19 protein-coding genes are annotated in these 24972 nt (G+C 71.7%); 10 read left to right on the top strand and 9 right to left on the bottom strand.

Translation table 11 applies throughout. From position 1 onward, the window contains the following. Positions 1-100: 100 nt before the first annotated feature. The 5 genes from J2S22_RS17240 to J2S22_RS17220 form a co-directional block, all read right to left on the bottom strand. Entirely contained in the window at positions 101-1135 is a 1035-nt protein-coding gene (locus tag J2S22_RS17240) for a mechanosensitive ion channel family protein (RefSeq protein ID WP_272775905.1), read from the bottom strand. A 104-nt stretch (positions 1136-1239) separates the two neighbouring features. Then, positions 1240-2670 (bottom strand): hypothetical protein, encoded by a 1431-nt coding sequence (locus J2S22_RS17235; protein ID WP_272775904.1) that lies wholly within the window; start codon positions 2668-2670, stop codon positions 1240-1242. 231 nt (positions 2671-2901) lie between these two features. Continuing rightward, on the bottom strand, positions 2902-4671 hold the full coding sequence (locus J2S22_RS17230; protein WP_272775903.1) for a GMC family oxidoreductase: 1770 nt from the start codon (positions 4669-4671) through the stop codon (positions 2902-2904). A gap of 10 nt (positions 4672-4681) precedes the next feature. Next, positions 4682-5419 carry a gluconate 2-dehydrogenase subunit 3 family protein gene (locus J2S22_RS17225; RefSeq protein ID WP_272775902.1) on the bottom strand — a complete coding sequence of 246 codons (738 nt, stop codon included), beginning with the start codon at positions 5417-5419 and terminating at the stop codon, positions 4682-4684. Further along, positions 5416-5991: a hypothetical protein gene (locus J2S22_RS17220; RefSeq protein WP_272775901.1), complete on the bottom strand. Its 576-nt coding sequence runs from the start codon at positions 5989-5991 to the stop codon at positions 5416-5418. The genes J2S22_RS17225 and J2S22_RS17220 overlap by 4 nt, the downstream gene beginning before the upstream one ends. 76 nt (positions 5992-6067) lie before the next feature. On the opposite strand from J2S22_RS17220, the gene J2S22_RS17215 reads away from it, so the two are divergent. From J2S22_RS17215 to J2S22_RS17195, 5 genes are read left to right on the top strand one after another with little or no spacing between them, the layout of a single operon-like run. Further along, positions 6068-6799 carry a c-type cytochrome gene (locus J2S22_RS17215; protein WP_272775900.1) on the top strand — a complete coding sequence of 244 codons (732 nt, stop codon included), beginning with the start codon at positions 6068-6070 and terminating at the stop codon, positions 6797-6799. An 11-nt stretch (positions 6800-6810) separates the two neighbouring features. Then, positions 6811-7185, top strand: coding sequence for a c-type cytochrome (locus J2S22_RS17210; RefSeq protein ID WP_272775899.1), 375 nt, complete (start codon positions 6811-6813; stop codon positions 7183-7185). A 19-nt stretch (positions 7186-7204) separates the two neighbouring features. Then, complete coding sequence (gene coxB, locus J2S22_RS17205) at positions 7205-8170, top strand: cytochrome c oxidase subunit II (RefSeq protein WP_272775898.1); 966 nt, start codon at positions 7205-7207, stop codon at positions 8168-8170. Then, positions 8167-10749 carry a cytochrome c oxidase subunit I gene (gene ctaD, locus J2S22_RS17200; RefSeq protein WP_272775897.1) on the top strand — a complete coding sequence of 861 codons (2583 nt, stop codon included), beginning with the start codon at positions 8167-8169 and terminating at the stop codon, positions 10747-10749. The genes coxB and ctaD overlap by 4 nt, the downstream gene beginning before the upstream one ends. A gap of 3 nt (positions 10750-10752) precedes the next feature. Further along, positions 10753-11115 (top strand): hypothetical protein, encoded by a 363-nt coding sequence (locus J2S22_RS17195; RefSeq protein ID WP_272775896.1) that lies wholly within the window; start codon positions 10753-10755, stop codon positions 11113-11115. A 32-nt stretch (positions 11116-11147) separates the two neighbouring features. Here the strand turns inward: J2S22_RS17195 and J2S22_RS17190 are convergent, their stop codons facing one another. The 4 genes from J2S22_RS17190 to J2S22_RS17175 form a co-directional block, all read right to left on the bottom strand. Next, positions 11148-12194: a sodium:calcium antiporter gene (locus tag J2S22_RS17190; RefSeq protein ID WP_272775895.1), complete on the bottom strand. Its 1047-nt coding sequence runs from the start codon at positions 12192-12194 to the stop codon at positions 11148-11150. A 279-nt stretch (positions 12195-12473) separates the two neighbouring features. Further along, positions 12474-13832: a cation:proton antiporter gene (locus tag J2S22_RS17185; protein ID WP_272775894.1), complete on the bottom strand. Its 1359-nt coding sequence runs from the start codon at positions 13830-13832 to the stop codon at positions 12474-12476. Between the two features lie 51 nt (positions 13833-13883). Continuing rightward, complete coding sequence (locus J2S22_RS17180) at positions 13884-14753, bottom strand: formate/nitrite transporter family protein (protein WP_272775893.1); 870 nt, start codon at positions 14751-14753, stop codon at positions 13884-13886. A gap of 12 nt (positions 14754-14765) precedes the next feature. After that, on the bottom strand, positions 14766-17075 hold the full coding sequence (locus tag J2S22_RS17175) for an FdhF/YdeP family oxidoreductase (RefSeq protein WP_272775892.1): 2310 nt from the start codon (positions 17073-17075) through the stop codon (positions 14766-14768). Positions 17076-17309: 234 nt separating this feature from the next. Here J2S22_RS17175 and fdhD point away from each other — a divergent pair, with 234 nt between their 5' ends. From fdhD to J2S22_RS17150, 5 genes are all read left to right on the top strand, one after another. Then, positions 17310-18218 carry a formate dehydrogenase accessory sulfurtransferase FdhD gene (fdhD, locus tag J2S22_RS17170; protein WP_370878218.1) on the top strand — a complete coding sequence of 303 codons (909 nt, stop codon included), beginning with the start codon at positions 17310-17312 and terminating at the stop codon, positions 18216-18218. Between the two features lie 87 nt (positions 18219-18305). Then, positions 18306-19436 (top strand): c-type cytochrome, encoded by a 1131-nt coding sequence (locus J2S22_RS17165; protein WP_272775891.1) that lies wholly within the window; start codon positions 18306-18308, stop codon positions 19434-19436. A 135-nt stretch (positions 19437-19571) separates the two neighbouring features. Continuing rightward, the gene (locus J2S22_RS17160; RefSeq protein WP_272775890.1) at positions 19572-20060 is read left to right on the top strand and encodes a hypothetical protein; all 489 of its coding nucleotides are present in this window, start codon (positions 19572-19574) and stop codon (positions 20058-20060) included. Between the two features lie 82 nt (positions 20061-20142). Beyond that, positions 20143-21825 carry an efflux RND transporter periplasmic adaptor subunit gene (locus J2S22_RS17155; RefSeq protein WP_272775889.1) on the top strand — a complete coding sequence of 561 codons (1683 nt, stop codon included), beginning with the start codon at positions 20143-20145 and terminating at the stop codon, positions 21823-21825. 9 nt (positions 21826-21834) lie between these two features. Beyond that, positions 21835-24972: an efflux RND transporter permease subunit gene (locus J2S22_RS17150; protein WP_272775888.1), complete on the top strand. Its 3138-nt coding sequence runs from the start codon at positions 21835-21837 to the stop codon at positions 24970-24972.

Below are 24972 nucleotides of genomic sequence, written 5' to 3'. Positions count from 1 at the left end.
CGCGCGGTGCGCGGCGGCGGACCGCGGCGCGATTGCGAGGAGGCCAGGATAAGGGCCGACGCTGCCCGGGAAAGCGACACCGGAGGATGGCGTGCGCGATTCATCGCCCGTTATCGGACCGACGGCGCGACGGGCCGGTCGCCGGACGGTCGGATTCAGGAGACCGTCCGTCGGGGTCGCGCGCAGCGGCGCCGGCGGCGCCCTTCGCATCCGCAATCACCGACCGCCGCCGTCGCGGAGGATCGGACCCGGCGGGCCAGCCTTCCCGCTGACGGGTGCGGTCGCCGTCCGCCTCCTCGGTCTGGTCGTGCAGGAGGATCGTGCAGGTCGGGAACGGCAGGTCGATCGCCGCCTCGCTCAGCGCCCGCTTGATCGCCGCGACGACGCGGCCGCGCGTCCGGACGACGGCGAGCCGTCGCGGATCCGACCACCACATCACCTTGACGATCACGGCGGAGCCGTCCAGGGCCCACGGGATCGCCTCGGCCGGCGGATCGGGCTCGATCTCCGGCACGTCCTTCAGCGCCGCCAGGATGACGGCGCAGGCGCGCTCGACGTCGTCCCCATAGCCGATGCCGACGTCGTATTCGGAGCGCCGGCGCGGGAACGCGGTGCGCACCGTCACGGCGCGCGTGTAGATGTCGCTGTTGGGGATCACGACGAGCTCGCCGTCGTAGGTCCGGATCAGCGTGGCGCGTGCCTCGATGCGCTCGACCGTGCCCTCGAACGCGCCCGAGACGATCTGGTCGCCCGGCCGGAACGGGCGGCGGTACAGGATCAGCAGGCCGGACAGCCAGTTCTGCAGCACGTCCTTGAACGCGAAGCCGATCGCCACCGAGCCGATGCCGAGGGTGGAGAGGAGGTCGGCCGGCTTGATCGACGGAAACACGATGGTGGCGAAGACCAGGAAGCCGAACAGCAGCACGGCCCAGCGCACGAAGCTGCCGAGCAGCCGGCCGAGATCGCTGCGGTCGCGGCGCTGCAGCACGCTGCGCACCGCGTGCGCCGCGCCGGCGGCGGCGAGCATGAAGACGAGGAAGACGAGGGCCGCGATGCCGAGCCGGGGCACCACGGCGACGAAGCCTTCGATGTAGCCTTCGACGACCTGGACGGCCGGATCGATGGACTGGTTCATGTGATCCTCGGAGCGGCGCGGGCGGCCGATCCGGGGACAACGGTGTCCGGGGCAGCTTCGTTCGTGCCGCCCGCGCGCCGGTCGAGCGTCCGTCGACGGTGCGCTCAGCCCGCCTCGGCCGGCGCCAGGGCGTCGCCGTTCTGCAGCCGCGGCACCCTGATCTGGTAGGCGCGCAGGGCGGCGGCCGCGAGCACTAGCGTCGGCAGCCAGGCGATGCGGGCGCCGTAGCGGTCGTGCGGTCCGGAGAGGGCACCGCACACGAACGCGTTGGCCAGCACCGCGACGCCGATCGCGCCGGCTAGGACGGCGATGTCGTCGCAGCGGCGCCGCCGCACCGACCACGCCATGACGCCGACGAGCCCGAGCAGGGAGAGCGTCGCGACCACGGGGTGGAGCAGGTTGACGGCCTCGAAGCTCATCTCGCCCTTCTGCTGGCGTGCCGCCCGCATCCGCGGCGCCATGCCGGGCACGAAACGGTCGATGATCCCGTAGGTGTGCCAGAGCTTGTCGTGCACGCCCTCGCCGCTGGCGTTCATCGCGAGCTGGGTCCCCATTGCCGCAGCGGCGGTCTCGATCTGGCGCCACGGATAGGCAGCGAGGCTGCCGAGCACGATGGCGCGCATCTCGTCGCCCAGCCCGGCGAACCGGCCGAGCTGGTTGAACACGCTTTTGCCCCACAGGAAGTCGTCGGCGGTCTTGGGCAGGTCGTGGCGATACGGGCAGAGCCTGTAGGCGACCTTGGCGCAGTGGTCGTCGAGATAGCGGGCGACGATCCCGTCCTGCAGCATGCGGCCGAACGGAATCGTGAATCCGCCGGGCGTCCAGGCGAACTGGCGGCCGAGCGCCAGGTTGGTGCTCAGCAGGAGGAGGGCGCCCACCGCCACCGCGGCGAGCCCGCGGGCGAGGCCGCGGAGCGGCACCACGGGACGCCGGACCAGCACCGGCATCAGCCCGGCGCCGAGCACGGCGAGCAGCATCGCGAAGGTCGCCGTGTGGCTCGCCGCCGCGAACGCGACGAGGCCGAACAGCAATGCGGCTTCCCAGCGGCGCAGCGCCTCGCGCCGCGCCACCAGCATGTAGAGGGCGAGCAGCCCGAGCCCGGCGAAGATATCGGTCAGCAGAAGGCTGGTGAGCCAGGGCAGGGAGGTGAGACCGGCGAGCGCCACGACCATCATGGCGGCGCGTCGCGTCCCGCCGCCGAGGCCGAGCACGCGGAGGAGCAGCGCGACGGTCCACACGGTGAGCACCGCCTGCACGATCACGACGGGCCAGTAGTCGAGGCGTTCGCCGAGATGGAGGAACAGCCCGAAGGTGGTCGACCGGCTCGGCACGAGATAAGGCTCGTACCAGCGGGCGATGTAGCCGCCGGTGTCGTATTGCAGCAGCGGAAACCGGTTCCACATCGCCGGGACGAGCAGCACCAGCACGGCGGCGACCGGCGCCGCGATCCTGGCAGCCGCCCGGGCGGCGAGCGCGAGAGACGAACCGGCTGCACCCGACGGCACGTCGGAGGCCGAGACGGGCGGCTGAGCCATCGCGCGATCCGTGACTGATGAGCTGACGTGAGAGCCGGGCGAGCCGGAGAGGTAGGATCGCAGGGATTAAGGCACGGCGGCCCGCGGCTTGACAAGAAGAACTCTGTTTCGGTCCGAGGCTCCGCCCACAACCGCGCGGTGTCCTCTCTCCGACCCGGGCGGCTCGACCTCACGGTGGGATCGAGCGGCCGTGGGGGCCCGCCGCTCGTTTCACCGGGTCGCGCGAACGCTTCAGCGGACCAGCGGACCGGGGCTCTTGAGGTACTGCTCGCGGATAGCCTTCGCCGACCAGTAGGCGAGGGCGCCGACCGTGCCGGTCGGGTTGTAGCCGGGATTCTGCGGGAACGCGCAGGCGCCCTGCACGAACACGTTCGGCACGTCCCAGCTCTGCAGATAGCGGTTGACGGCGCTGGTCTTCGGATCGCTGCCCATCACGGCGCCGCCGGTGTTGTGCGTCGTCTGGTACGGCACGATCGAGTAGGGCGTCGAGCGGTCGTTCGGAACGACGATCTCGCCGCCCATCAGTCGCGCGATCTCGGTCGTCCGCGCCGTGATGTAGTTCGCCATGCGGACGTCGTTCTCGGGAAAGTCGAAGGTCATGCGCAGCAGCGGCTGCCCGTAGGCATCGACATAGGTCGGGTCGAGGTCGAGATGGTTGCCGCGCGTCGCCATCGAGGCGCCGTGCACCGACAGCCCGGCCGCGTGGTTGTAGTGGCGCCGCACCGCCCGCTTCCAGGCGAGACCCCAGCGCGGGGTGCCGGGCGGCACCGGGTGGTACTCGATCGGCCGCGCGCCGGTCGAATAGGCCGCCACATAGGCGCCGCCGATGAAGCCGAGGCCGGCGTGATCGAAATTGTCGCCGTTGAAGTCGTCGATCGCGGTGCCGAGGGCGCCGGCGCCCATGAACTGATTGGTGTGCACGGTCTCGGGATAGAACACCGTGACGGACGCCATCGTCTGGTAGGTGTAGTTGCGCCCGATCGTGCCCTCGCCGGTGCGCGGATCGTAGGGCGTGCCGATGCCCGACAGCAGCATGTGCCGCACGTTGTTGATGCCGAACGAGCAGAGAATCACGATCTCGGCGGGCTGCTCGACCTCACGGCCGCTGGCGAGATCGAGGTAGAGCACGCCGGTCGCGCGCGACCGGCTCCGGTCGAGCAGCACGCGGGTGACGTGCGCGCGCGTGCGCAGCTCGAAGTTCGGCGATTCCATCAGCTTCGGCAGCACGATCGTCTGCGGGCTCGACTTGGCGAAGTGCTCGCAGCCGAAGCGCTCGCAGAAGCCGCAGATCATGCAGGGCTGCAGCGTCATGCCCTCGGGGTTGGTGTAGTGCGCCGTCATGTTGGCGGACGGCACCTGGAACGGGTGCCAGCCCAGCGCCAGCGCCGCGTTGGCGAACAGCGCGCCCGCATAGGCGGGCGCGGTCGGCGGATTGGGGTAGTCGCGCCTGCGCGGTCCCTCGAACGGATTCCCGCCCGGCCGGATCGTGCCGTTCAGATTGCCGGCCCGGCCGCCGATTCCGCAAAGATACTCGAAGCGGTCGTAGAACGGCTCGAGCTCGTCATAGGTCACGCCGAAGTCCTGCACGGTCAGGTCGCCGCCGACCGCCTCGGCGCCGTAGCGCTCGCGGTTGTGGGTGTGGGCGACGAAGTCGGAGGGCAGGAAGCGCCAGGTCTGGCCGTTCCAGTGCACCGCGGCGCCGCCGACGTCGGTGCCCGGCAGGAACGAGCCGAGCGTGCGGATCGGCAGCGCCTCCTGGTCGTCGGTGTTGCGGGCCGTGTAGGTCTCCAGCCGGGGGTTCTGGTGCAAGTGCTGCCGCACCGCGTAGCGCAGCTCGTCGTGCATGCCGGGCGACTGGAAATCCGGCACGGTGTCGCGCCAGACCCCGCGCTCGAGCCCGACCACGCTGAGGCCGGCCTGGGTCAGCTCGCGGCCGAGGATCGCGCCGGTCAGGCCCATGCCGACCAGGACGACGTCGACCGGCCGCCTGCGTTCGGCCATCGCGGGCTCCTCAGGGATGCGTGTGTCGCGCCGGCGGCGTGCCGCGTGGCGACGGGTCGGCGGGTGCGCCGTGGTGGTGGGGACCGGCGTCCATCATCGAGAGCGGCGGCCGGGTGAAATGGAGGCCGTGGCGCGTGTAGAGGTCGAGATACGCCGCATAGGCGCCCGGGAAGCCGACCATTCGCCACGAGACCATGTCGCGGTTGCCGCCGTAGGCGGGATCGGCGAACCAGCCCTCGATGGTGTTGGCCAGCAGCGTCTCGAAGAAGATCGAGGACGGAAAGTCGGCGATCCGCAGCCGGCCCCGCTCCAGGTTCGTCAGGAAGGCGTCCTGCTCGCCGGCCGGCGCCGCGGCGAAATCGAGGCCGCGCTGCCCGAGGGCCTCGCCGATCGCCGCGAGGGACGTGCGGTAGAGCTGGGCCGGCGTGAGTCCGAGCTGATAGCCCTGGCCCGGCATGCCCGGCCTGATCGGCCCGGCGAGATAGAGCCGCTCGCCCTCGCCGTAAGGGCCGGCGAGCTGCCGGTCGATATAGCTCGGCACGCCGGCCTCGCGCGCGCCCGGCCAGTCCGCCTCGGGCGGGATCAGCCGGTCGACCGCGGCCTCGACGAAGGCCGCCTCGGCGCGGTCGAAGAAGACGTAGCCGGGCTCGGATCCGGCCGGGCGGGCCGACGCGTACGAGCCGAGCGCGACGCCGACGCCGAGGACGGCGCTGCCGTGCAGGAAGTCGCGGCGCGGGATCGACGTCATGGGCGCGCGTCCGCCGCGGCGAGGGCGGGCGCCTCGCAGCGGCGCCGCGCCGCCGCGTCGGCGACGAGGTCGCATCGGCGCAGCGCGGGCGCCGCGATCGGGAGCATGCCGGGGCCGAGGAAGGGATGGCGCGGCGGCACGATGTCGAACGGCGCCGGCAGCGGCGCCAGGCGCGGATTGGCAGCGCTTTCCGGGCCGCTGGAGCCGGTCGTGACCGCGGCCGTCGAGCCGGCGCCGATCTCGACGGACCCGGCCTCGGTCGGGCTCTCGGCCCCGGCCGACGTGGTCGTCGTCTCGTTGCCCTGGGCGTGGACGGTCGCCGGTGCGCCCAGGCCGGCCGCACAGAGGAGCGCCGTCGCGGCGATGCACCGGCGGCCTCGGCGCGCCCGCCGCGGCACCGAGCCGGTCTTCAGGCGATCTCTGTCCAGGTGTTCGCCGCCGGCCGAAGTCAATGCGTGTTCCCGATCGATGGAAGTCAGTCGTCGCCGTCGTGCGGAAAAGCGCTCGCGTGTCGCACGGTTCCGGCAGCGCGGCACGCCCTGGGTACGTGCCCGTACGATCCGCCCTGCCATGCCGCAACCGGCGGGGCCTCTCCGCGTTCAACCGAGGTGGCTCGGCGCGGTGCGGAGCCACCCGTGCGGGAGTCCGATGCGCTGTCCGGCAGTCATCACGGTCGTCTGGTTCGCGACCGTCTGGTTCGCGGCCGTATGCGGCGCGAGCGCCCCGGCTGCCGCGGCTGGCCCGCCGACGCCGCCGGGCGAGGCGGATCTCGAGCGTGGCCGCGCCGTGGCCCGCGGCGATGCGACCGGGCTTCCGGCCGGCGCGGCCTGCCACACCTGCCACGGGCCGGACGGCGCCGGCGACCGCTCGGGCGCCTTCCCGCGGATCGGCGGCCAGCCCGCCTGGTATCTGTACAAGCAGCTCGACGACTACGCGTCCGGTGCGCGGCGCAATGCCGTGATGGAGCCGATCGCCCGGGCGCTCGCGGCCCGGCAGCGGCAGGACGTCGCCGCCTTCTACGCCGCACAGGTACCGGCCGCCGCCGCGCCGGCACGATCCGCCGATCCGGCGCTGCTCCAGCGCGGCGGCAGCATCGCGGCGGCCGGCCTCGCCGAGAAGAGCGTCGCCGCCTGCGTGAACTGCCACGGCCCGCGCGGACGCGGCCTGCCGCCGACCTACCCGTATCTGGCCGGGCAGTACGCCCCCTATGTCGCGCTGCAGTTCCGGGCCTGGAAGGACGGCGCCCGCCGCAACGATCCGCTCGGCGTGATGCGGCACATCGCCCGGCAGCTCTCCGAGGACGACGTCCGCGCCCTCGCCACCTATTTCGCCTCGCTGCCGCCGCCCGCTCCGGCCCGTGAGGCCGTCGTGCGGCCATGATGGGGCGACGCGTGCGGCCAGTCCTCGTCTGCTCGATGCTCGCCGGCTGGCTCGCCGGGTGCGGTGAATCGCCGACGACCGATCCGGAGTGGCGGCCGTCCACCGGGGGCGCCGCGGCCCGTGGGCGGCTCGTGGTGGAACGGGTCGGCTGCGGCGTCTGCCACGTCATCCCGCGCGTCGCCGGGCCGCGCGGCACGGTCGGACCCTCGCTCGCCGGTTTCGGCAGCCGCACCTTCGTCGCCGGGACGCTGCCGAACCGCCCCGACGTCCTCGCCGACTTCGTGCGCGACGCCCCGTCCCTGGTGCCGCGCACCGCCATGCCGCCGATGCCGCTCGACCGCGACGCCGCCCGCGACGTCGCGAGCTTCCTGCACACCCTGCGCTGACCACGACCCCCGAGGTGCGATGGCCCGATCCTCGATCATCGACGACGTCTTCTCCGGCCTGCAGTCCGCCCTGGCGCCGGCCGGACCGAACGCGTCCGGCATCGCCGAGCTGTCGTGGATCATGTTCGCCGCGGCGGCGGTGATCTTCGTCGTCGTGATGGTTTTTCTCGCGGCGGCGATCCTGCTGCCGCCGGGTCGCCGCGGCTGGCTCTCCGGCCAGGGCGTCGTGATCGCCGGCGGCATCGTGTTCCCGGTGGTGGTGCTCACCGCCCTGCTCGTCTACGGGCTCGCCCTCGCCCGCACCCTGGTGCGCGAGGACACGCCCGACACGCTCCGCATCCACGTGATCGGCGAGCAGTTCTGGTGGCGGGTCCGCTACGAGCGAGAAGGGGAGGGCGACGAGATCGTCACGGCGAACGAGATCCACGTCCCGACCGGCCGCCCGATCCGCTTCCTTCTCACCACGCGCGACGTGATCCACAGCTTCTGGATTCCGAGCCTCGCCGGCAAGCTCGACATGATCCCGGGCCAGACCAACGGCCTCACGCTCGCGGTGGAGCGGCCGGGCGTCTATCGCGGCCAGTGCGCCGAATTCTGCGGCGGCGCCCATGCGCTGATGGCCTTCGACGTCGTCGCCCACGCGCCGGCGGACTTCGCCGCATGGCGGGAGGCGCAACTGCGCCGGGCCGTCGAGCCGGCGACGCCGCTCCTCGCCCGCGGCCGCGAGCTGTTTCTCGCCGCCGGGTGCGGCGCCTGTCACGCCGTGCGCGGCACGCCCGCGACCGGCAGCATCGGGCCGGACCTCACCCATGTGGGCAGCCGTCGCTCCATCGCGGCCGGCTCGTTTCCGAACAACCAGGGCACGCTGGCCGGCTGGATCGCCGACAGCCAGCACCTGAAGCCCTCCAACCGAATGCCGTCGTTCCCGGTGTTCAGCGGAGAGGATCTGCGTGCGGTCGCCGCCTATCTGGAGAGCCTGAAATGACGGCCACCGTGCACAAGACGCCCCGCGCCGAGGAGCGCACCGGTCCCGCCGGGCTGCCCAACCCGGCGCCGCGGCCCGAGGGCGAGATCGAGGCGCTGAAGCACGTCTGGCGCGCCCCGAAGGGGCTGAACTTCATCACCGTCGTCAACAACACCTATGTGGGCCTGTTCTACGTCGGCACCGCCTTCCTGTTCTTCATCCTGGCCGGGATCTTGGCGCTGATCATGCGCACCCAGCTCGCGGTGCCGCAGGCCGACATCGTGAGCCAGGGCACCTACAACCAGCTCTTCACCATGCACGGCACCATGATGATGTTCCTGTTCGCGGTGCCGGCCGTGGAGGCGATGGGCGTCTATCTGCTCCCCAACATGCAGGCGGCGCGCGACCTGCCGTTCCCGCGCCTCTCGGCCTACGCGTTCTGGGCGTACTTCTTCGGCGGTCTCGCCTTCTTCTGCAGCCTGCTGTTCCAGGTGGCGCCGGACACCGGCTGGTTCATGTATCCGCCGCTCACCGGCACCAAGTACTCGCCCGGCATCAACGCCGACTTCTGGCTGCTCGGCATCGGCTTCATCGAGATCTCGGCGATCGCCGGGGCGATCGAGATCATCGTCGGCGTGCTGAAGACCCGCGCGCCCGGCATGAGCCTCGACAAGCTGCCGGTCTACGCCTGGGCCATGCTGGTGTTCGCGGCCCTGATCGTCTTCGCCTTTCCGGCCGTCATCCTGTGCACGCTGCTGCTCGAGATCGAGCGCGCGTTCGGCTGGCCGTTCTTCATCGCCGAGAAGGGCGGCAGTGCCATGCTGTGGCAGCACCTGTTCTGGTTCTTCGGCCATCCGGAGGTCTACATCATCTTCCTGCCGGCGGCCGGCATGGTGTCGATGATGGTACCGACCATCGCGCAGACCCCGCTGGTCGGCTACCGGCTGGTCGTGCTCGCCATCGTCGCGACCGGCTTCTTCTCGTTCGGCGTGTGGGTGCACCACATGTTCGCGACCGGAATTCCGCAGCTGAGCCTCAGCTTCTTCTCGGCCGCCAGCATGGCCGTCTCGGTGCCGAGCGGCATCCAGGTGTTCGCCTGGATCGCCACCATCGCCAACGGCCGCCTGCAGCTCACCACGCCGGCGCTGTTCATTCTCGGCTTCCTGTTCATCTTCACGCTCGGCGGCCTCACCGGCGTGATGGTCGGCATGGTGCCGTTCGACTGGCAGGTGCACGACACCTATTTCGTCGTGGCGCATTTCCACTACGTGCTGATCGGCGGCATGGTGTTCCCGCTCTTTGCCGCTTTCTACTACTGGACGCCGCTCGCGAGCCGGAAGCCGTTGTCCGAGAAACTCGGGCGCTGGGTGTTCGGTCTGATGTTCGTCGGGATGAACGTCACCTTCTTCCCCATGCACCTCACCGGGCTCATCGGCATGCCGCGGCGGGTCTACACCTACCCGGCAGGGCTCGGCTGGGACTGGCTCAACATGACCTCGACGATCGGCGCCTTCATGATCGCGGCCGGCGTCGCGCTGTTCCTGTTCGACCTGGTGCGCAGGTTCCGGATCACCGAGGACAATGCGGGGAACATCTGGAACGCCGGCACGCTCGAATGGCTGCCGAGCGGCGACTACGCCAACCGCAGCATTCCGCGGGTGACCAGCCGCGAGCCGCTGTGGGACCAGCCGCACCTCGCCGCCGACGTCGAGGCGGGCCGGTACTACCTGCCAAACGCGCCGACCGGCGGCCGCGAGACGATCGTGACGAGCCCGATCACGGCGGAGCCGCAATACGTCGTCCAGATGCCGGGGCCGAGCTGGGCGACCGTGCTGGGCGCGTTCTTCACCGCGGCGTTCTTCATCCTGCTCACCGTCAAGCTGGTGATCCCGGCGATCGTCTGCGCCGTGATCGCCGTCGGCATGGTGATCTGGTGGCTGTGGGACACGGATCCGGGCCCGGCCCAGGCGACGGTCGACATCGGCGGCGGCATCCGGCTTCCGACCTACGTCACCGGCCCGATGAGCCACTCCTGGTGGGCCATGGTCGTGCTGCTCATGGTCGCCGGCACGCTCTATGCCTGCCTGCTGTTCTCCTATCTCTTCCTGTGGACCGTCAGCCCCGATGTGTGGCCGAAGCCGGACGCTCTGCCGGAGCTCCCGTGGCCGCTGCTGCCGGCCGTGCTCTATGCGGCGAGCAGCCTCGCCGTGGTGCTCGCGAGCCGGTCGCTGCGGCGGGTTCCGGCGGGCGGCGCCGGCGCGGCCGGCGTCTGGCCGATGCGGATCGCCCTCGCCGCGGCGATCCCGCTGGTGGTCGCCGCCGTCGCCACCGACCTCGCGGCGCAATCGGGGACCGGCCTGCAGCCGACCGAGAGCGCCTACGGCGCCGTCGTCTACATGTTCGTGTCGCTGCAGGGCTTCTATGCCGTGGTCCTGGTCCTGATGGGGGTCTTCACGCTGGCGCGGTCGCTCGCCGGCAAGCTCGACGGCGTCCGCCGCGGCACCTTCGACAACACCATGCTGCTGTGGCACTTCGCCGTCGTCCAGGGGCTCGTCGGCCTGGCCGTGACGGCCCTGTTCCCGCGCCTCGTCGGGGGCTGAGCCATGCGGGGCGCGCGGCCGGGCTTCCTCACCAAGATGCTGTTCCTCAACGCCGGCCTCGTCCTGTGGGCCGCGCATTTCGGCTTCGTCTACGGCCTCACCGGGGTGGTGTGCGCCCGCGGCCTCGGCACCGCGTGGCCGGCCGCGGTGCCGTTCGTCGTCGCCTTCGCCACTGTCGTGGCGGCGGGACTGTCGCTCGTCGTCCTCTTCGCCGCGGTGCTCGGCCGCGGCCCCGGCATCGCCGGCGAGCCGGATCCGGCGCTGCGCGTCTTCTGGCGCTCGGTGACGGGAGGCGTCGCCGTCTTCGGCTTCGTCGCCATCGTGTGGAGCGGCCTGCCGGCCGTGCTGATTCGTCCCTGCGCCTGAGCGGAGCGGGAGCGGCTCTCCCTCTCTCCCTCTCAGCTCTGGAGGAAGAACAGCAGCACCAGGCCGCCGACGAAGACCACCACCCCGGTCGCCGCGTCGTAGCCCATGTGCAGGATCGTGCGGTCGGATCGCTCGAGCAGCCCGACCAGGAAGATCCCGGTGAGAAGCAGGCCGAGCAGCGCCGCCACGGCCTCGAAGCGGCCGGCCTGCGCCAGCACCGGACCGTCGCGATAGAACAGATCGGCGAGGAAGACGAGACCGACCGTCAGGATGTTGGTGCCGAACACGTCGCCGAGCGCCATCTCGTAGCGCTTGCGGCGGACCGCCGCCGTGATCGAGCTCACCTCCGGCAGCGAGGTGGCGAAGGCGACCAGCACGAGGCCGACGATCCCCGACCCGAGCCCGGTCTGCTTCGCGATCGCGTCCGCCGACTGCGACAGCACGAGCCCGGCGACCAGGATGACGGCGGCGGCCACTCCGGCCGTCGCGATCAGACGACGCAGGGACGGCGCCGGGCCCGGGCCGTCCGCCTCCTTCGGCGTGTCCACGACCGCCGGTGGCGTGCCGGTCGACACCTTCCACGGGGCGCGTTCCCGGTAGCCGGCGGCGAGCCGGAACGCGGCGACGCACACGACGAACAGCACGGTCGGCCAGATCCCGACGCCGGCGATCGCCACGTCGCCGGTCAGCACGGCGATCGCCATCAGGCACAGGACGATCATCGACAACGCGCCCTGCAGCAGGGTCGTCGCGCTCGGCACCACCGCGGTGAGCGCGTCACGTCCGATCACGGCGTCGGCCACGGCGATCAGCATCACGTTGAAAGCGACGCTGCCGAGCAGGTTGTTGGTGGCGAGCGCCGCGTTGCCGGTGGCCGACGCGGTCGACACGGCGGCGATCTCGGGCAGCGAGGTGGCGCCGCCGAGCAGCAGCATGCCGACGAAGGCACGGTCCATCCCGGTGATGCCGGCGATCGCATCGAGCCTCTCGGTCATGCGTGTTCCGGCCAACCAGACGAAGGCGGACGCGAGCGCGAACAGGGCGATGTTGGTCCAGAGCCCGAGCGGGACGAACGACATGGATCGCGAACCGCTACGTTCCGAAGGTCGGCTCGGCGATGCAGGCGTGCGCGCACACATCGGCCGAGAGTCGCCTCGCCTCGATCGTCAGCGCCGATGTCCCGACGCTGCGGGCGGGACGCGACCACGGACGTGATCCGGACAGCGGCATCGTTCGATCCTTCCGTCGTGCCCCGCGCCGCTCCCGGCGGACGCCGGTTTCCCGACGCGGGCGGAGACGGTCACGCACCGGCCCCTCGGGCTCCGCTGTCGGACCAATCCTGCCCCGGTGTTTTGGTTTCAGCCGGCGTTCGCGCCGGGATCCCGGGACCGCCCCTCCATCCCGTCGGTACGATGGCGCACGCCCGGCCGCCGGCCGGAGGACCATTCTCCTCGATCCGACGCGCCGCAATCGACGGCGCGGCGCACCACCGTGCGCAGGGTCAGGCCCTGCACCACGATTGTGAACACCACCACGGCGTAGGTCGCGGCGAGCAGCGCCGGCTTCTGCGGGACGTCGGGCAGCGAGAGGGCGAGCGCGATCGAGATGCCGCCGCGCAGCCCGCCCCAGGTCAGCACCGGGACCGTGCCGGCGACGAAGCGCTGACGGTGCTGCAGCGCCAGCACCGGCCCGCCGACCGCGACGAAGCGCGCCAGCAGCGCCAGCGGGATCGCCGCGAGCGCCAGCGGCACGAGGTCGGGGGCGAAGCTCAGCACCAGGACCTCGAGGCCGATCAGCAGGAACAGGATCGAGTTCAGCATCTCGTCGACGAGCTGCCAGAAGCCGAAAACGTAGCGCTCGGTCAGCTCGCTCATCGCGTCGTTGGGCCCGCGGTTGTCGATCAGGATGCCGGAGACGACGACCGCGATCGGCCCGCTGGTGTGCAGCCGCGCCGCCGCCACATAGGTGCCGATCGCCAGCGCGATCGAGATCAGCGTCTCCAGGGGATAGCTGTCGATCTTCCGCATCGCCCGGTACGCGACCCAGCCGGTGCACAGGCCCAGCACCGCGCCGCCCAGCGCCTCGACGACGAACAGGCGGGCGATGTGGAGCGGATCGGCGGCCGCCGTCCCGCCGGTGCCGGCCGCGACCGCCACCAGCACCGTGAACACGACGACGCCGACGCCGTCGTTGAACAGCGACTCGCCCGCCATGTCGAGCTCGAGCGTCTCCGGCACCTTCACGGACTTGAGCGTCGAGAGCACGGCCACCGGGTCGGTCGGGCTGATCAGGGCCCCGAACACCAGGGCCCAGGGCAGCGGCATCGCGAGGCCGAGGAGATCGGCGATCAGCCACAGCCCGGTCCCCACCACGGCGGTCGAGATCAGCACGCCGACCGTGGCGATCGAGCCAACCGCCCAGGCGCGCCGGCGCAACAGCGTGAAGTCCACGTGCAGCGCTCCGGCGAACAGCAGGAACGCCAGGAAGCCGTTGAGCACCGTGTCCCTGAAGTCGATCCGCCGCAACAGGCCGCCGAGATCCTCGTAGATGTGGACGTCGGGGATCGCGACCTCGACGCCGACCAGGATCAGCGACGCCGCGAGACCCATGAGCAGCAGCCCGATGGTGTGCGGCAGTCCGATCGCGACGTGATTGATCCAGCCGAGTGCCGCGGTGAGCACCAGAAGAACGGCGGCGATCTCGATGGTCGACAGCATGACGGTCCCGTTCCCCACCGCACGGCCGGTCGGCCGGCGCGGCGGCTCCCCTCACGGCTCGAGCTCCTTCATCACCTGGGCGTAGGCGATGAGGGCGAACAGCGCCGTTCCGCCGATCACGTTGCCGAGTAGCACCGGCAGCAGGAAGCGCGCGAGGCCCTCCACGACGCCGAGGTCGCCGTGCATCATCAGCAGGAACGCCTCCATGCTGCCGGCGATGACGTGGGTGAATCCGCCGAGCGCGATCAGCCAGGTCATCAGCGTGATCACGTGGAACTGGGCGCCGCCGGCGCTGGGAATCAGCCAGACCATGGCGGCGATCAGAAAGCCGGCCGCGATGCCCTTGAAGAACATCGCGGCCCAGGCGTTCTCCATCATGTGCCGACCGATGTCCAGCATCGCGGTGAGGAGCTCCGCGTCGATCACCGGCGTCAGGGTGCAGAATCCCGCCGCGAACAGCGTGCCGGTGAGGTTCGCCGCGAGCACGACGGCCCAGACGCGGGCGAGGCGGCCGGCGCTGGCCGCCGTCGGCTGCGCCATCACGGGCAGGACGATCGTGATGGTGTTCTCGGTGAACAGCTGCTGGCGGGCCAGCACCACCATCAGGAAGCCGACGCTGTAGCCGAAGCTCGCCACCAGCGGGCGCCACGCCGCGTCCGGCAGGTGGATGGTGAGGAGCGCCTGCGCCAGGAGCGAGAAGCTGATCGACAGGCCCGCGGCGAAGCCCGACCACCACAGCGATACGATCGGGCGCGCCATCTCCTCCTCGCCGTGGCGGCGGACCACCTCGTAGATCACCGGCGACCGCGGACTCGAGCGCTCCTCGACGTCCTCGCTCTCCTCGCGGGTCATCGTCGCCCGCGATCGTGCCTCGTCCCGGTCGACGTCGTCGTCGCTCCGGTGGCTCTGCTCGGAATCCATGCCGCCGCGCCTCTATTCGGCGGCGAGCGGTATCGCGTCCCTGGCGATCCGAACCGGCACCGACTTGGCCGCGGGCACCTTGCTGCCCTTGGCGTAGTGACCGAGCGGGATCAGCACGTTGCACTCGGGATAATAGCCGGCGATCGCTCCTTCCGGGATCCCGAAGGGGATCGCCTGCAGGCCGCCGAGCTCCCGCGCGATGCCGTCCGGCGCGACCGTCGAGAGCCTGACCATGTCGCCCTCGGCGAGCCCGAGTCGCGCCATGTCGGCCGCGTTCATCAGCACGACGTCGCGGCCGCCGTACACGCCGCGGAAGCGATCGTCGAGGCTGTAGACCGTGGTGTTGAACTGCCCGTCGGCGCGCAGCGTCACCAGCTGATAGACGTCCGGCTCGGGGGCGGTCCGGTTGAGCAGGCTGTCCGGAACGGTGAAGTTCGCCTTGCCGGTCGGCGTGTTCCAGACGCGTTCGCGGGCGCCGAGCGGTCGCGGGAAGCCGCCCGGCTGGAACAGGCGCTTGTTGAAGTCCTTGAACTGGTCCGGCCAGGTCCGCTCGATGGCGTCGCGGACCAGACCGTAGTCGCCGACCCAGGCGTCCCAGTCGATCTTCGGGTTCGGCGCGAGCGTCGCCTTGGCGATCCCGGCGACGATCGCGGGCTCGGAGCGCACGTGCTCGCTGATCGGGTCGCGCTGGCCGCGGGAGCCGTGGATGCAGGTGGTCGAATCCTCCATCGACACGGCCTGCGGACCGGTCGCCTGGCGGTCGATCTCGATGCGGCCGTTGCACGGCAGGAGATACGTCACCGCGCCCGGGAACAGGTGAGACCGGTTGAGCTTGGTGGCGATCTGGACGGAGAGCCGCATTCGCGCCCAGGCCGGCTCCATGCGGGAATGGTCCGGGACCGCACGGAGAAAATTGCCGCCGAGGCCGACGAAGCCGCGGACCTCGCCGGCGAGGATCCCTTCGCAGGCGTCCACCGTGCTGAGCCCGTCCTCGCGCGGCGGCTCGAAGCCGTAGAGCTCCTTCAGCCGGTCCAGCGGCACCAGCTTTGTCTTCTCCGCGATGCCGACGGTGCGCTGCCCCTGGACGTTCGAATGGCCGCGCACCGGCGAGATGCCGGCGCCCGGGCGTCCAATGTTGCCGCGCAGGAGCAGCAGGTTCACCACCATCTTGCAGGCCTCGACGCCGTGCACGTGCTGGGTCATCCCCATCCCGTAATTGGCGATCACGGCCTTGGCCTTGGCGTAGGTGTCGGCGGCGGCTCGCATCTCCGTCTCGGGCAGTCCGGACACGGCCTCGAGATCGCCCCAGGGCTGGTCGCGGCAGAAGGCGGCGAAGTCCTCGAAGCCGTGCGTGTGCTCGGCGACGAACGCCGCGTCGATTACCCGCGGTCGGCCGCTCCGTCGTGCCGCGTCGTCCTGCTCGATCAGCGCCTTGCAGATCCCGGTGATCGCCGCGATGTCGCCGCCGGGTGTCACCTGATGGTACTCCGTGGCGATCCGGGTGCTGCCGCTCGCCACCATCTCGACCGGGTTCTGGGGATTGGTGAAGCGTTCCAGCCCGCGCTCGCGGATCGGGTTGAACACCACGATCGGGACGCCGCGCTTGGCGGCGCCCTGCAGCGGATGCAGCATGCGGGGCGAGTTGGTCGTGGTGTTCTGGCCGAAGAAGAAGATGCAGTCGGCCTTGTCGTAATCCTCGAGCAGCACGGTTCCGACCGGGACGCCGATCACCTCGGGCAGGGCCACCGAGGTGGATTCGTGGCACATGTTGGAGCTGTCCGGAAAGTTGTTGGTTCCGTACATGCGGCCGAACAGCTGGTACATGTAGCTCGCCTCCAGCGAGGCGCGGCCCGACGTGTAGAAGACGACCGAATTCGGATCGAGGGCCTTCAGCTCGGCCCCGATGGCCGCGTAGGCCTCGTCCCAGGAGACCTGCACGTACTTGTCGAGCGCTGCATCGTACCGCATCGGGTGGGTCAGGCGGCCGTTGTCCTCGAGCGCGTGGTCGCTCCAGGTTCGCAGCTCCGACACGGTGTGCGAGGCGAAGAAGGCCGGATCGGTCTTCTTGGGCGTGATCTCCCAGGCGGTCGCCTTGGCGCCGTTCTCGCAGAACTCGAACATGTGCGGGTCCGCCGGCTTCGCCCACGAGCAGGACACGCACATGAAGCCGCCGGGCTTGTTCTGCTTCCACAGGATTTCGCTGCCCAGGATCGCCACCTCCTGCTGGGTCAGGATGCTGGCCAGCGCCTTCACGGACCCCCATCCTCCGGCCGGGCCGGAATAGGGCTTGTGGACGGCTTTCCGCTGCGGCTGGTGCGCCATGACGACCTCGTTGAGGAGAAGGACGGAACGGCGGGCGACGCGCGCGACCGATCGGCCGGCCAGACGAGACCGACGGTGGGCGAACGCCAGGGCGGGGTCGGGAGTTCCTGGGAGGTGGCATACACGCGCAACCGAATCGGCGGCTCCATGACGCTCCACGGCACGACCTTCGACCACACGACCTTCGACGACGAGCTCGCGGCTCGCGACATCGTCGGGCGGGACTGCCGGGACATGGGATCCCGCGTTGCGGCAGGCGATCTGGCGTCAGGTGATCTCGCGTCAGGCGATCTCGCGTCGCCGCCGGGCGCGGCCGCCGGCCGCCCGGCCGCCCTGCCGCCGCCGCTGCAGATGCTGAGCGCGATCAGCCGGGGCCGCGACGTCGCGGCCCCGGCGCGTGCCGTGCCGGAGGAGACCGCGGTGGCGCTGGTCTACGACGGCAGCACCGAGGCCGTGATGATGGCGACGCCGGCCGATCTCGAGGACTTCGCCGTCGGCTTCAGCCTCGTGGAGGGCATCGTCGGCTCCCCCGGCGAGATCACCGACCTGTCGATCGTCGCCGGCCCGGCCGGAATCGAGCTGCGCCTGTGGCTCGCTGCGCCCCGCGCGGACGCCTACGGGCGGCGGCGCCGCCGCCTCGCCGGGCCGACCGGGTGCGGGCTGTGCGGGATCGAGAGCCTCGACGAGGCGATGCGGCCGGCCCGCCGGATCGCCAGCGACCTGTCGGTCGCCAGTACGGACGTCGCCGCGGCGATCTCCGCGCTCGAGGCGGCTCAGCACCTCGCCCACGCGACGCACGCCACCCACGCGGCCGGGTTCTTCGTGCCGGGCCGCGGCCTGGTGGCGCTGCGCGAGGACGTCGGCCGCCACAACGCGCTCGACAAGCTCGCCGGGGCGCTGGCGCGCCGCGGCATCGCGGGGGCGGGCGGCGTGGTCGTGATCACCAGCCGGGTGTCCGTCGAGATGGTGCAGAAGACCGCAGCGATCGGCGCCCCGGTGTTGATCGCGGTGTCGGCACCGACCGCCCTCGCGGTACGAACCGCGCAGGCCGCCGGCCTCACGCTCGTGGTGATGGCGCGGGGAACCGGCTTCGAGGTCTATGCGGGTGTCGAGCGGCTGCGGGACCTCGCCCCGCACGGATGACCGTCGCGCGCCGGGCGGACGGTCGTCGTTTCGAACCTCACGGGACACCGCACGTTCTCCCCAGTGTCGCCGACGGAGAGGTACGGGGTGCCGAAAATCATCCGCATCGCCCTGGGGCTGGTGGTGGTCGCCGCGCTCGGGCTGCTGCTGTTCGCCTGGTCGGGTGTTTACAATGTCGCGGCGAGCGCCAGCCATTTCGGCGTCACGGCCCGTCTGCTCGCCTTCATCATGCGCAACTCGGTGGAGACCTATGCGGCCGGCATCGAGGCTCCGTCGAACCTCGATGATGCGGCGCTGGCGGAGCGGGGAGCCGGGCACTTCGCCGGCTTCTGCGCGCCCTGCCACGGAGCACCCGGCGTGCCTGCCAGCGTGATCGCCGGACAGATGCTCCCGGCTCCGCCCAGCTACGAGGAGGCGGTGAACAGCTGGCAGGACCATCAGCTCTTCTGGGTCGTCAAGCACGGCTTGAAATACACCGGCATGCCGGCCTGGCCGGCGCAGAGCCGCGACGACGAGGTGTGGGCCGTCGTCGCCTTCGCCCGCGGGCTGCCCGGCATGACGGCCGAGCAGTACCACCGGGCGACCGCCGCGCCGGAAGGTCCTGGTGGCCCGGCGTCGAACCCGTCCGCCCGGCTGATCGCGCGAGAAGGCCTCGCGGAGAACGCCGTGGCGGCCTGTGCCCGCTGTCACGGCGTCGACGGAACCGGCGGCGCGGCCGGCGGCGTTCCGACTCTCGCCGGTCAGCGGCGTGACTATCTCGTGGCGTCGCTGCGCGACTACGCGAACGGCACGCGTCCAAGTGGAATCATGCAGCCGATCGCGACGATGCTGTCGGAGGCACAGAGGCGGGCACTCGCGGAGTACTACGCGGCACTGCCCGCGACCCCGGGCGAGCCTCGGGTCGAGACCGTCGCATACGACGAGGCCGATCTCCTCCAACGGGGCGGGGTGATCGCCGCCGTCGGCGATCCGGCCGCCGGAACGCCGGCGTGCCGGGCGTGCCACGGCGCGGCCGGGCGGGCCGAGACGAACCTCCCGGGCTACCCGGCGCTCGCCGGCCAGCACCGCGACTATCTGGAGCAGCAGCTGAAGCTCTGGCGCGCCGGCACCCGCGGCGGGACCCATGGTCAGATCATGAGGGCGGCCGCCCGCAACCTCACCGACGAGCAGATCCGCGCCGTCGCCCTCTACTACGCGCGCCTGCCGACGGCGGAGTGACGGCGGCCGCGGGGCTCGCCGGGGCACGGCTCCTCGCTCGCAAGGTGGTATCATGCGCCTCCCAGTCGTGCGGGGCCGGCCCGACTTGCCGCCGGGCGCGCGATTCCATAAATTCGGCCGAACTGGACAAAACGCGTGCGCACGATGCTTCGATCGGTTCGGCATCTTCTCGGTGTAGCCGCGGTGCTCGCAGTGTCGCTCCTCGCGACGCTGCTGGGCGCTGGGGCGGCGCATGCGCATCCGGGCCACGGCCACGAACATCGGCATGCGCTCGCCGCGGCGGCGGTCGCCGTGACGGCCTCCGCCGTCCGGCCGGACGCGACTGTCGTCCATGCCGCGGTCGAGACGGCCGCAGAGGCGGCCGCGGTCGCGATGCCCGTCACCGTCACGGGCGCCGTGACCTCGGATGGCGCCGCTCCGCCCGATGCGCCGCCGGCTGCCGGGTGTACGGTGCCGGGGTGCTGCGGCGGCGGTCCGTGCAGTGCCTGCTGCTCGATGGTGCCGCCGGTCGCCGTGCTCGTCTGGCCGGCGCGGGCCGCTCCCGTCCATGGCGTCCATGCCGCCCCGGCGCTGCATGACGCCGTGTCCTCCGGCCTGAAACGTCCGCCTCGATCCTTCGGCTGAATCGTGTCCGCGTGATCGCCGCGTCGTCCGCTCGCGACGGCGCCGTGGTCGATGCCCGATTTCCAGTCCGAAGGACCTCTCCATGTTCTCCCGCATCCTGCGCGCGGTCTGTGTGGCCGTGGCGCTGCTCGCCGCCGGCCCGGCCCTGGCGCACGAAGGCCACGACCACGGCGACCAGCCAGCTCCTCCCGCCCATGTCCTGCCGCGCGGGGAGGCCACGGCGGGTCCGTTCCAGCTCGTCGCGGTGGCGAACGGCGACGAGCTGGTGCTGTGGCTCGACCGTTTCGCCACCAACCGGCCGGTCACCGACGCCAGCCTGGAGATCGAGACCCCGCAGGGGCCGGTCGCGGCCGAGCCGCGGCCCGCGGACGGCACCTGGCGGCTCAAGGCCCCGTGGGTGGCGAGCGCCGCGCCGCTCGATCTCGCCGTCACGGTAACCGCCGGAGACGAGGTCGAAATTTTCGCCCTGACCATCGCGGGCGCGACCCCGGCCGGCGCCGCCGGGCCGACGGCCGGGACGTGGCCGGCCTGGACGGCCCGCCTCGCGGCGCTGGCGAAGCCGGCCGTGATCGCGACGCTGGCCGGGGGAATCGCGGCCGGGCTGCTGCTCGCCGGGCTGTTCGGCCGCCGTCGTGCCGCCGCCGTGCCGCTCGCCGCCGTCGTCCTCGTCGCCGCCGTCGGCCTCGGCGTCGTCCAGCACGAGAGCGTCGCCCGCGAGGACCCCGGCCCGGCGGCGCCCCCGGCCGCCCGGCCGGCGACCGCGGTCGCCGAGCGGGCCCAGCGCCAGGCCGACGGCACCATCTTCGTGCCCAAGGCGGTGCAGCGCATCTTCGCCCTGGAGAACACCCTGTCCGAGACCGGCGCGGTGCGCCGCGCCGTCGAGCTGCCCGGCCGCATCATCCCGGACCCGGACGCCGCCGGCCATGTGCAGACGGCCGTCGGCGGTCGGCTGTCGCCACCGCCCGGCGGGTTCCCCCGCCTCGGCTCGGCCGTCAAGGCGGGCGAGGTGCTCGCCTATGTGATGCCGCCCGTGCAGGCGATCGACGCCTCCGACATGCGCCAGCGCCAGGGCGAGCTCGACCAGCAGATCGCCATCGTCGAGCGCCGCATCGCCCGCTGGGAGCCGCTCGCCTCGGCCGGCGCCGTGACCCGCACCCAGCTCGAGGAGGCCCGGCTCGAGCTGCAGGGCCTGAAGGACCGCCGCGCCGCGCTCGACCGCATCCGCCGCGAGCCCGAGGCGCTGGTCGCGCCGGTCTCCGGCATCGTCGCCGACGGCGTGCCGATCGCCGGCCAGATCGCCCAGACCAACGCGACCGTGTTCCAGATCGTCGACCCGGCGCGCCTGTGGGTCGAGGCGCTCAGCTTCGATCCGCTCGACGGCCTCGCCGAGGCGACCGCCGTGACGGCCACGGGCGCCACCCTGCCGCTCGCCTTCCGCGGCGCCGGCTTCGCCGACCGCGGCCAGGCGATCCCGGTGCACTTCGCCATCACGGGCGAGACGAGGGGGATCCGCACCGGCCAGTTCGTCACCGTGCTGGCGGCGACCGGCGACGCCAGGACCGGCATCACGGTGCCGCGCTCCGCCGTGGTGCGCGGCTCCGACGGGCAGTCGCAGGTGTTCGACCACGTCTCGGCCGAGCGCTTCGTGCCGCGCCCGGTGCGCACCGCGCCGCTCGACGGCGACCGCGTGCTGATCGTCGCCGGCGTCGAGCCCGGGCACCGGATCGTCGTCCAGGGCGCGCCCCTGCTCGACAACGTCCGCTGAGGCCGCGCCATGTTCACGACCCTGGTCACCCAGTCGCTGCGCAACCGCGTCCTGGTGCTGGCGCTCGCCGCCGTGCTGATCGTGCTCGGCACCTACAGCGTCACCCGCCTGCCGGTCGACGTCTTCCCCGACCTCAACCGGCAGACCATCACGATCATGACCGAGGCCGAGGGCCTCGCGCCGCCCGAGGTCGAGCTGCTCGTCACCTATCCGATCGAGACCCGGATGAACGGCGCCCCCGGCGTCACCCGCATCCGCTCGGTGTCGGGCGTCGGCCTGTCCATCGTCTATGTCGAGTTCGCGTGGGGCGGCGACGTCTACCGCAACCGCCAGCTCGTCGCCGAGCGCCTCGCGCTGGTGCGCGACCAGCTCCCGCCCACCGTCACGCCGATGATGGGCCCGGTCTCCTCGCTGATGGGCCAGATCGTGATGATCGCCATGACGAGCGAGACGGCGACCCCGATGGAGCTGCGCGAGACCGCCGACTTCGTGGTGCGGCCGCGCCTGCTCGCCATTCCGGGCGTCGCCCAGGTCATCCCGATGGGCGGCGAGGTGCGCCAGTATCGCGTCTCGCCGCAGCCGCCGGCGCTGCGGGCGCTGGGCGTGAGCTACGACCAGGTCGAGAAGGCGCTCACCGAGTTCGGCGCCAATGCGGGCGGCGGCTTCGCCGACCTCGACGCGCGCGAATACCTGATCCGCAACATCGGCCGCACCACGAGCCTGGACGATCTCCGCAACGTCGTGGTCGCCACAGTCGAGCAGCGGCCCGTGTTCCTGCATCAGGTCGCGACGGTGGAGTACGCGGCGCGGGCCAAGCGCGGCGACTCCGGCTACATGGGCCGCCCCGCCGTGGTGGTCGCGGTGGAGAAGCAGCCCGACGTCGACACGGTCGCGCTGACGGGCCGCATCGAGGAGGCCCTGACGGAGCTGCAGCCGTCGCTGCCGCACGGCATCTCGCTCGATAATCCCATGTTCCGCCAGGCCAACTTCATCGAGACCTCGATCCGCAACGTCGAGACCGTGCTGATCGAGGCCGGCGTCGTGGTCGCCGTGGTGCTGTTCTGCTTCCTGCTCAACTGGCGCACCACCGTGATCTCGCTGACCGCGATCCCGATGTCGATCCTGATCACGGCGGTGGTGTTCCACCTCGCCGGGCTCACCATCAACACCATGACGCTCGGCGGCATCGCCATCGCGATCGGCGAGCTGGTCGACGACGCCGTGGTGGACGTCGAGAACATCTTCCGGCGCCTGCGCGAGAACGTCGCGCTCGGCTCGCCCCGCTCGGTGTTCGAGGTCGTCGTCGGCGCCTCGCAGGAGGTGCGCTCCGGCATCGTCTACGCCACCGCCATCATCGTGATGGTGTTCGTGCCGCTCTTCGCGCTCGGCGGCATCGAGGGCAAGCTGTTCGCGCCGCTCGGCCAGGCCTACATCGTGTCGATCCTGGCGAGCCTCCTGGTGTCGATCACGCTGACGCCGGTGATGGCCTTCTACATGCTGCCGGCGCTCGGCCGGCACGCACATCGCGAGGGCTGGCTGGTCCGGGTGCTGAAGCGCGGCTACGCCGCGGCGCTGCGGCGCGCCTACGGCAACGGCGGGCCGATCCTCGCCGCCACGGTGGCCCTGGTGGTCGCCGCCGGGGCCGCCGCGGTGTCGCTGCCGCGCGTCTTCCTGCCGCCCTTCAACGAGGGCACCTTCACGATCCTGCTCACCTTCAATCCGGGCGTCTCGCTCGCCGAGTCGAACCGGGTCGGCACCATCGCCGAGCGGCTGCTGATGGAGGTGCCCGGCATCCGCACGGTCGGCCGCCGCACCGGCCGCGCCGAGCTCGACGAGCACGCCGAGGGCATCCACGTCACCGAGCTCGAGGTCGACCTGGAGCGGGGCCGGCCCAAGCAGGAGATCGTCGCCGACATCCGGGCCAAGCTCGCCGTGCTGCCGCTGTCGCTCAACATCGGCCAGCCGATCTCGCACCGGCTCGACCACATGCTGTCCGGCATCCGCTCCGAGCTCGCCCTGAAAGTGTTCGGCGAGGACCTCGACACCATGCGCACGGTCGCCGAGGGCTTTCGCGAGAAGATCGCGGCGGTGCCGGGCGTCGTCGACCTGCAGGTGGAGAAGCAGGTGCGCATTCCGCAGCTCGAGGTGCGGATCGACTACGGCCGCGCCGCGCTCTACGGAGTCCAGCCGTCCGCCGTGGTCGACCAGCTCGGGCGGCTGTCGAACGGCCGCGTGGTCTCGCGCGTCATCGACGGCAACCGCCGCTTCGACGTGGTGATGCGCCTGCCCGACCGGCTGCGCACCACCGACGGGCTCGGCGACCTCCTGATCGAGACGCCGCGCGGCTGGATCCCGGCCCGCCTGATCGCCGACATCCGCGAGACCGACGGGCCGAACCAGATCCTGCGCGAGAACGCGCGGCGCCGCATCGTCGTGCTGGCGAACGGCGACGGCTCGACCGACATGGCCGGGATCGTCGCAGCGATCCGGACGATCATCGCCGAGACGCCGCTGCCGGAGGGCGTCACGGCCCGGCTCGAAGGCACGTTCCAGGCCCAGGAGGATGCCGCACGCACCATCGGGCTCCTGTCGCTCGTCTCGCTGTCGATGATCTTCGCCATCCTCTACGGCCGCTACCGCTCGGCCGTGCTGGCCCTGATCATCATGGGCAGCGTGCCGCTCGCCCTGATCGGCTCGGTGGCGGCGCTGTGGATCGCCGGGGAGCCGCTGTCGGTCGCCAGCATGGTGGGCTTCATCACGCTCACCGGCATCGCGGCCCGCAACGGCATCCTCAAGATCAGCCACATCGCCAATCTGTGCGTGACCGAGGGCGTGCCGTTCGGGCGCGACCTCGTCACCCGCGGCTGCCTGGAGCGGATGACGCCGGTGCTGATGACGGCGCTCTCCGCCGGCGTCGCGCTGGTGCCGCTGCTGATCGACGCCTCCGGGGCCGGCAAGGAGATCCTGCACCCGGTCGCGGTGACGATCTTCGGCGGGCTGATCAGCGCGACGCTGCTCGACGCCTTCGTCACGCCGATTCTCGTGCTGCGCCTCGGCGAGACGCCGATCGCCCGGCTTCGCGCGCTGGCGGCCGAGCGCGCCGCCGAGTCACCGGCGGCCGCCGCCGCCGCGCCGGCCACCTACTGA

This window comes from Rhodoplanes tepidamans (genome assembly GCF_030813915.1).
GTDB classification, from domain to species: Bacteria; Pseudomonadota; Alphaproteobacteria; order Rhizobiales; family Xanthobacteraceae; genus Rhodoplanes; species Rhodoplanes tepidamans.
The sequence above is the reverse complement of the archived record's forward strand: the minus strand, read 5'-3'. Positions and strand labels throughout refer to the sequence as shown.